This window comes from Paenibacillus sp. AR247 (assembly GCF_002968895.1).
GTDB lineage: Bacteria > Bacillota > Bacilli > Paenibacillales > Paenibacillaceae > Paenibacillus_AQ > Paenibacillus_AQ favisporus.
This window is the reverse complement of sequence record NZ_PCZT01000009.1, coordinates 121,097-128,897: the sequence shown is the minus strand read 5'-3', so window position 1 is coordinate 128,897 and position 7,801 is coordinate 121,097. Positions and strand designations below refer to the sequence as shown.

Sequence of the window (7,801 nt, the reverse complement as noted above, 5' to 3'; positions counted from 1 at the left end):
GAAGACTCATTTGATGTGATTGTCCCATCATTACCTGGCTTTGGATTCTCAAGCCGCCCTGCACATCCCGGTGTCAACAATTTTCGTGTCTCGGAAATGTGGGCTAAGCTGATGACGCAGCACTTAGGCTACAGTAAATTTGCTGCCGCCGGCGGGGATATCGGCTCCGGTGTTACAAGGTACCTGGCAGCCAACCATCGGGAACTGTTATTCGGAATCCACTTGACCGATATCGGCATCATTAGAGATCTGATGACGGCAACGGATCAGGCAAAGCTGTCGGAAGAAGAACTGCGATATAAGAAAAACGCATCAGCATGGATTGCTGAAGAGGGTGGCTATATGTCCCTTCAATCGACCCGCCCCCAAACACTGGCGTATGGACTATCCGATTCACCGGTCGGCTTAGCAAGCTGGATCATTGAAAAATTCCGGGCATGGAGCGATTGTAACGGTAATCTTAAGCAAAAATTCAGTAAAGATGAACTGATCACGCATATGATGATTTATTGGGTGACAAACACGGCCATGTCGGCAGCGAACATCTACTATGAGAATTCTCATTCCTTGCCGCCATTGGGCTACATTGAGGTGCCGACAGGCATCGCGTTGTTCCCAGCAGATATATTGCTGCCGCCCCAAGAATGGGCTGTACGCAACCTAAATGTAACCCGCTGGACTACGCTGCCCCGTGGCGGACATTTTACCGCATTGGAAGAACCCGAGCTCTTGGCACAAGACATTCGTGCATTCTTCAAGCCGTTTAGAGGGACAAATCATCATTAATATTCATGAAGATCCAAAACGTGCACTCCCCAATACTACGATAAACAACGGCAGCCGATCGTGTGATCGGCTGCCGTTGTATGATTTCGCAAGGTTCCTCTCCAATGATTTTTCAACTCACGTGTCGTCTGCGCCGTTCGGCACTCATCCACTCAGGACTCCACGTTTGCTCTTTGTCATCGATCCGTTTGCCTGGCGGAACAATGGCATCGATCGCATCCAACACATCCGTGCCGAGCCTCAATTCTGCACCGGCAATATAGGCTTTTAATTGTTCTGAAGTGCGCGGGCCCCAGAGAGTTGACGTGACGGACGGATGACTTTGGGTAAAAGCGACTGCCATATCCGCTAGTAGAATCCCCGCTTCATTTGCAAGATGTTGCAGCTTTTCAATGATCTTAAACTTATATTCATTTTCAGCTAGCTCAGGATCTAACGCTTCTGCATATCCTTTTAAAGTCGCAGCGCGAGAATCGCTTAGCGCGGCCTGACCTGCTTTGTACTTTCCTGTCAGTAAGCCACCGGATAAGGGACTGTACACGAATAGAGAAAGATCATATTGTTTAGCGACTTCAGCAAGTTCAAATTCCATTTGTCGATTGATCATAGAATATGGTGTTTGTTCACTTACAAATCGCTGAATATGATATCGATCGCTAATGGCTTGTGCCTGAACCATTTGCCAACCCTGGTGATTTGAAGTACCGATATGATGAATTTTCCCTTCTTTCACCAAATCGTTCAACGTTAATAGAATCTCCTCATAAGCAACAAATTCAAAAGGAAGATGGAGTTGATAAAGGTCTATATAGTCGGTCTGCAAACGTAGCAGACTTTGTTCAACAGCAGTTCGTATTGAGCGGCGAGATGCACCACTATGATTTAATTCATGGGTAGCCTCTGCACCAAATTTAGAAGCTAATATGACATTTTGCCGCCTGGTTTTAATCGCTTTTCCGATAATGCGTTCCGATTCCCCATTTCCGTATCGGTTAGATGTATCAATCAGATTAATGCCATAGTCCAATGCTTCATCAATTATTTTTATGCTATTTTCTTCGCTTGTCCTTGATCCAAAACTTGATCCGCCTAATCCAAACGCGCTGACTTTTGTACCCGTCTTTCCAAGATATCTATATTCCATGGTTTTCCTCCTTACATTTGATACAGCCCGATGGTAATGAACACGTGTTGATTAAGGCTATAGAAGCAATTATAATCAGGCATAACGGGGAGTTCAATGAACATAAAAGGCCAAGTGTTGATTAATAGATACATCGTCAAAATTGTTGATAAACACCGACATTCATCATGGAGGTACACAAATGAGCCAAAGTAGTACGGATTTGAGAGTCGTCCGCAGTCGCACGCTAATGGAGAACGCATTGTTGTCTATTTTAGAAAATAAAGGTATTAAAGGGCTGACGGTTAAAAACCTATGTGAAACAGCAGGAATTAATCGAGGCACTTTTTATTTGCATTATAAAGATATTTTTCATCTGATTGAGGAAACTGTATTTATTCAAGAATTGTTGAGCGTATTCGAACCTCTCAATGTTCATGAGTTGATGCGCTATCCTGATCATGAGGGAGCTTATCCACCGATTACCAAGGCCTTCCAATACATGCATAAGCATGCCAGCTTTTTTAAAGCACTATTCCATTCGGAAGCTCCAGCAGAGTTAAAAGAACGGCTCCAGTATTTAGTGGGTACACGTTTGTATGAAAATTTGAAGCGAAATCAAGACGATCATTCTGAAAACCTATTTACGGATTATGAATTGCTTATTTGGGAAATGCACAGTTTGGAATGATTCAACATTGGTTTACGACTGATCGTTCCATTCCTCCCGAAGATATAGCGAGAATGTTGACCAGATATATACGCAATACACCATGTCTTGATAACGATGGTTGAAATTTGTATGGTACCTGCAGTTATATTTGAGCATCCGATGTTAAGCAACAAAAAAAGCAGCAGTTCAAAGTTTTGAACTGCTGCTTTTACTTTTAAGATCATACTCGAGAAAATAAAATCAAACCAGCTCCAGCGCTTTCAGCAAGGCGTATTCACTGGATTTGGCCCCTTCTTGCGAATAATGAGCATTCGGAAATGCTGGAGCCAAATGATGATATCCAGGATATACATGCAGCTCCACCAAGACACCGTCATAGGCAAGCTGTTGGGCAAATCGTATCGCTTCATCTATGAACAAATCAATGCTGCCTATGCTGATATACGTGGGCGGTAAACCGGCCAGCGATTTCGCACGCGCAGGCACGTAATACTCGCTGGTCCCCTCTTGACCGGGTTCGTTCCCTAGTACCGATTTCCATCCAAAATAATTGCTGCGATTTGTCCACACAAACTCGCCGGCATAGGGATGATCCGGCGAAATACTTGTACGGTCATCGAGCATCGGGCTGCGCAGCCTTAGATGATGAATATCAAATTCCTTTTGATCGCGAATGTATAGGGCTAGCCCTGCCGCAAGTCCGGAACCTGCGCTGCTCCCTCCGACCGCGACTTTCTGAATATCGATCGCGAGTTCTTCGGCATGTTCAATGCACCATTTCAGAGCTGAATAACAATCGTGCAATTGGCTTGGCTGAATATGTTCCGGCGCAAGTCGGTAATACACAGATACGCAGCAAAAACCATGCTGCGCCGCCAAGGCTGCATTCGCTGAGCGATCGCCGACCGGACTTCCCATAACCATTCCGCCACCGTGAATCGAATAATATAACGGCATTTTATCGTACTTAGGCTCACGCGGTTTAATGATTTCTATGCGTATATCGGGCCCGCCAAAATAACTTGGCACCGCCCTTTCTTCCCATGTGACAGGAAACAACTGCGTTACATCCATCTGCGGAATCATTTTTGCTTGACTTTGCCGTGATTCCATTAGGGTTGCACCCGTCAGATCGCTTGTCGGAAATAAATCAAGTACACTTATAATCTCCGGATCGACCAGATGCCTGCTTCTGCCTTTTTGTTCGTTCATCGTACGTTTCCCCGCTTTCTTATAGAATCCATCGAAGGATGATGTGGTCCAGCATTCCCCGATGGGATCGATTTCATAAGTTGTTATATCGATCTTCCGCACCAGCGGATTGTTCCTCCGCCTATACAAATTCTAAAGAGCGCAATAAACGATTCATATGTAAACAATGACTTAGAATCGTTTTCGACATGAGAAAACTGATGAAGCATACCTTCATCAGTGCCGTTCGTTATTTATTTCCCGAATATACAATTTTCTTAATCGTTTCAATGGAGAGAAAATAGTCCTCAGCTAGCAGCTCGATACTGCTATTATTCTTATATGCCTGTCTGATCTCGGCATTTCGCTGATCCAGCCACTGCCTTCCGCCGCTCAAGCTCCCCCAATGCTGATATTCCTTCTCCTGCTTCGGAATGTAAATCGTCTCTCCCTGGACATACTGTTGAATTTCTATAATTAGCTTTTCAGGTAGTATTTTTTTAGCATTTGTATATTTCAATTCGCTTCACTCCTTATTTTGAAAATAAGGTGCAAAGCCAAAATATTAGAAAAGCTTATTCAGCGTTAGTTATAATTTCGCCCCATACAAAGTAACGCTTTTCCAATACTGGCTTTGCATGAGTGAAAGAAGTCACAGACAATCTTGATCGATTCCCCATCAGTAAAGCACCCCCCTTAACGTTCCAAGTATACCATATTTCAGATGGGCGGTTCCTGTCATTATGAATTCTAGTCAACCATTCTGCTCCAAATCATATGACGCTTATTCAGCCTTGGTCTGGTCCGTTAAAGAAAAAAGGATATTTGCCTAAAACCAAGAACTTCTTAACATGTTAGATAGAATGAACTAAAGAAATATAGAGCCGGATGAGACAGTTATAACAGGAAGTTCAAAGCTAAACTTTAGTTCAATCTATATAGTTGTTTTATTATATGAAGTTTATTTAAGGATTGGAGGAACTCAAATGGAGGACATCATTCAGGAATATGCCTCAGGATACGCAATGCTGCGTGAGGCCATCGAAGGGTTAACGGAGGGGGAACTTCGTTACAAGCCTGCACCGGACCAATGGAGCATTCATCAAATTATCATACATGTGGCGGATTCAGAGATGTCTTCTACAGCTCGACTTAAAACAGTCTTGGCGGAGGATGAGCCGACCCTCATTTCATTTGACCAGGACGCATGGGCGAACAACTTAGGTTATGATTTATTGGACCGCGAACAATATCTGCATCTGTTCAAATTGCTGCGCCTCAGTATGCAGACCATCCTAGACAATCTAACCAACGAACAAATCGAGCGAGTCGGGGTGTATGTTGACCAGGGGCGATTTAGCTTTAAGCAATTATTGGTATTTCGTGTTGAACATGTCCGTGGTCACCTTGCTCAAATTGAAAGAGTAAAAAAGGCCTACCGCGGAAGCCAATCATTGTGATATAACCAAGCAGCTTTTCGAGAAAAGGAGAAAAATCAAATGGGGATGATTGTACTCGGTATATTCATGATTGTATTAGGCCTGTACGATTATAAAAATTCTAATTCCAAACTTCTTAAATTTTTGCGGCGTGCTCCCAAGAATGATACCGAAGTCCAACAAGTACGCTCAAATGGTTCCACTGAAATGTTTGGCGGGATCATATTTATTTTGATTGGAGTAGTCGTTCTTCTGTAACGAAAATACGGGCACTTCTAACTGTCATCCAGGAACGTAACAACAACTCACACTGAACTCATTCAAAAGGAGTCAATGAAATGCCTCTGCTTAACCAATCTAGTATCTATTTCATCCAATGTTTATGTCAATAAAAATGCAAAAAAGCCGCATCTTTGCGGCTTTTTCCTAAGTAGTTTAGTACTCTTTCTTGATGACAAAAAACGAGCCCCGGATCGTTCCAGCCAATTTAGACTTCTGCCGAGCAAATTTAAATTTCCCTTCCAGCTCCTTCGGTTCCTCCATTCCGTCCGAAAGCTTAAAACCAACGGCCCGCTTCTTCGGGTCATCCACCGTATACATCACATTGAGCCCCAGACCATCTTCATAAAAGACGTAGGTCATTTGAATGTTATCGACTTGAAATTGCGACGTTTCCAAAGGCTTGGCTGCAAGCTCGAGATCACGTTCTTCTTTCAAAATCCGGTTCACATAATCCAGAGTCTCCTGGCTTTCGCTGGCGGGTACGACCGTAAATTTGTGCTTATACTTGTTCATGAAGTAACGAGCCTCATTCGCCCGAAGCCCAGCAAGCGCTTCTGCTACTGGAGAAGACTCAACACCAACGGTGGACACATCTTTAAAATCAACGATATACGACATTTCTATCCCTCCTAAAAGTTTTGCAAGGCGTTACATCTTAGAAACTCACTTCGGGCAAAATCCACCCCGGTTACTTCACGAATTTACTTACTTCTTTACAACAGGAATCCACATTTCGCCAAATACGACGCCGTCTCGCTGCCCCATCTCAACGGTTGCATTCGGCCCTCCAACATAAGCATAATCTTTCGCTTCCGGCAGCACTTGACCAAACGCCACGCCAGCAAGCTGATTGCTCAGATCATTGGATGTCGGCGCTTCCCCTTTAACAACGAGGTATTCGCCCTGAGGGAATTGGATCATTCTCGTTGCCTCTGGCAGCGAAGCATCCGTCATGACGCCGGCATAGTACATCATCTTGTTGTTCACCGCTTCGTTCACGGCAAAAATGAAATCATTAGCGGCGATGGATTTTAACGTATCCAGCCTTCCATCTTCTTCGACAGCCGACCAGAATTCTGCTTTTTCTTTGTTGATGCCGGCGTAGTCTGTATAATCGCTCTTCAGTTCCGTTCCAATCCCCAATACGATAAAGCTGTCCTTTTCTTCCAACGTATATTGTGCCATTTTGATTACCATCCTTTTTTTAAAATTTGTTCAAATGATTTGTGTTTTCACTTGATAGGTTTATAATAACCTTGAATCATGTCAAAAAGTGATACTGTTTAGGAGACTCCTATGAAAAAAGTTGAACGTATTAATACTATCATGCGGTATATCAACAACCGTGCCCACTTTACGATTTCCGAAATCATGCGGGAATTTAACATTTCCCGATCGACGGCGATCCGGGATATTCGGGAAATCGAAGCGATGGGAATGCCGCTTGTTGCAGAAGTCGGCAGGGATGGCGGGTATTTCGTCATGAACAACTCGATCCTGCCCACGGTCCGCTTTACCGATAACGAAATTAAAGCCTTGTTCATTGGCTTCATGGCTACAAGAAATCAACAGCTCCCTTATTTGAAGAGCCGCCAATCGCTGGCCGAGAAATTGCTTGGCCTGATTTCGAAAAACCAGCAGGATGACCTTGTCCTGTTGAATCAAATTTTGCTGTTTGAAGGAACCAACCCCAATAATCCCGACCTGCTCGACCTGTCGGACCTCCCCCATCCGATGCTGGAAAAGCTCATCCAAGTCCTTCTCAAGGATGAATATTTATGGATCACCATCCAAGAAGAGATGGAAATCAAGTCCTATCCCATTTATCTCCTGCACCTCTATCGTGAGAAAAGCGTCTGGCTGATCGAGGGATTTGATTTGAAGGAAGAGAAGAGAAGGATTATTCCTGTTGATGACCTTACCAATGTAGAGCCATACCCTTTGAAAAAAAGAATAAGTAAGAAAAAGATCCAAGAACAACTACGTAAGCAGGATGAAATCACCAATCTGGTCATTGAACTGGGTCCAAAAGCGATTGCGCAGTTCAGAAAATACCATCCAATAAAAGTATCCCTGTCCTATACGAATCCTTACCAAACGACAGCCATTTTAAGGACATATATTCATGTCGATAAAGCCGAAGAAATGACCGAAATAACCAATTGGCTGCTTTTCCTGGGTGGTGATATCAAGATCAGGGAGATGCCGAAAGAGATCTTGGAGGTTGTACAAGAGAGATTCAGTTTATACTCAAACTGACCGCACATTACTTAAGAAAAAAGAAGCCGACTGCCGCAGCAGTCTGCT

At 43.8% G+C, this 7,801-nt stretch carries 11 protein-coding genes; 6 read left to right on the top strand and 5 right to left on the bottom strand.

Annotation, left to right across the window (positions count from 1 at the left end; genetic code table 11):
* The coding region (locus CPT76_RS08385; RefSeq protein WP_105442589.1) for an alpha/beta fold hydrolase at nucleotides 1-786 on the top strand (786 nt) is incomplete at its 5' end.
* 112 nt (nucleotides 787-898) lie between these two features.
* Here CPT76_RS08385 and CPT76_RS08380 read toward each other — a convergent pair.
* Nucleotides 899-1,930 carry an aldo/keto reductase gene (locus tag CPT76_RS08380; protein WP_105442588.1) on the bottom strand — a complete coding sequence of 344 codons (1,032 nt, stop codon included), beginning with the start codon at nucleotides 1,928-1,930 and terminating at the stop codon, nucleotides 899-901.
* A 181-nt stretch (nucleotides 1,931-2,111) separates the two neighbouring features.
* Between CPT76_RS08380 and CPT76_RS08375 the strand changes: the two genes are divergently transcribed.
* Nucleotides 2,112-2,600 carry a TetR/AcrR family transcriptional regulator gene (locus CPT76_RS08375; protein WP_258168206.1) on the top strand — a complete coding sequence of 163 codons (489 nt, stop codon included), beginning with the start codon at nucleotides 2,112-2,114 and terminating at the stop codon, nucleotides 2,598-2,600.
* Nucleotides 2,597-2,704, top strand: a complete 108-nt coding sequence (locus CPT76_RS41945; protein ID WP_374954628.1) for a TetR-like C-terminal domain-containing protein — start codon at nucleotides 2,597-2,599, stop codon at nucleotides 2,702-2,704. The genes CPT76_RS08375 and CPT76_RS41945 overlap by 4 nt, the downstream gene beginning before the upstream one ends.
* A 118-nt stretch (nucleotides 2,705-2,822) precedes the next feature.
* On the opposite strand, the gene CPT76_RS08370 is transcribed toward CPT76_RS41945, so the two are convergent.
* Both CPT76_RS08370 and CPT76_RS08365 read right to left on the bottom strand, forming a co-directional pair.
* Nucleotides 2,823-3,794, bottom strand: coding sequence for an alpha/beta hydrolase (locus tag CPT76_RS08370; protein ID WP_105444011.1), 972 nt, complete (start codon nucleotides 3,792-3,794; stop codon nucleotides 2,823-2,825).
* A 229-nt stretch (nucleotides 3,795-4,023) separates the two neighbouring features.
* Nucleotides 4,024-4,293, bottom strand: a complete 270-nt coding sequence (locus CPT76_RS08365) for a CD3324 family protein (protein WP_105442587.1) — start codon at nucleotides 4,291-4,293, stop codon at nucleotides 4,024-4,026.
* Nucleotides 4,294-4,759: 466 nt separating this feature from the next.
* On the opposite strand from CPT76_RS08365, the gene CPT76_RS08360 reads away from it, so the two are divergent.
* Together CPT76_RS08360 and CPT76_RS08355 are read left to right on the top strand one after the other, a co-directional pair.
* Nucleotides 4,760-5,233, top strand: coding sequence for a DinB family protein (locus CPT76_RS08360; protein ID WP_105442586.1), 474 nt, complete (start codon nucleotides 4,760-4,762; stop codon nucleotides 5,231-5,233).
* A 39-nt stretch (nucleotides 5,234-5,272) separates the two neighbouring features.
* Nucleotides 5,273-5,470, top strand: coding sequence for a hypothetical protein (locus CPT76_RS08355; protein WP_105442585.1), 198 nt, complete (start codon nucleotides 5,273-5,275; stop codon nucleotides 5,468-5,470).
* Nucleotides 5,471-5,647: 177 nt separating this feature from the next.
* Here the strand turns inward: CPT76_RS08355 and CPT76_RS08350 are convergent, their stop codons facing one another.
* Together CPT76_RS08350 and CPT76_RS08345 are read right to left on the bottom strand one after the other, a co-directional pair.
* Nucleotides 5,648-6,112 (bottom strand): phage tail protein, encoded by a 465-nt coding sequence (locus CPT76_RS08350; protein WP_105442584.1) that lies wholly within the window; start codon nucleotides 6,110-6,112, stop codon nucleotides 5,648-5,650.
* 87 nt (nucleotides 6,113-6,199) lie between these two features.
* On the bottom strand, nucleotides 6,200-6,679 hold the full coding sequence (locus tag CPT76_RS08345) for a GyrI-like domain-containing protein (protein WP_105442583.1): 480 nt from the start codon (nucleotides 6,677-6,679) through the stop codon (nucleotides 6,200-6,202).
* Between the two features lie 111 nt (nucleotides 6,680-6,790).
* On the opposite strand from CPT76_RS08345, the gene CPT76_RS08340 reads away from it, so the two are divergent.
* Nucleotides 6,791-7,753, top strand: coding sequence for a helix-turn-helix transcriptional regulator (locus tag CPT76_RS08340; protein ID WP_105442582.1), 963 nt, complete (start codon nucleotides 6,791-6,793; stop codon nucleotides 7,751-7,753).
* Nucleotides 7,754-7,801 lie beyond the last annotated feature (48 nt).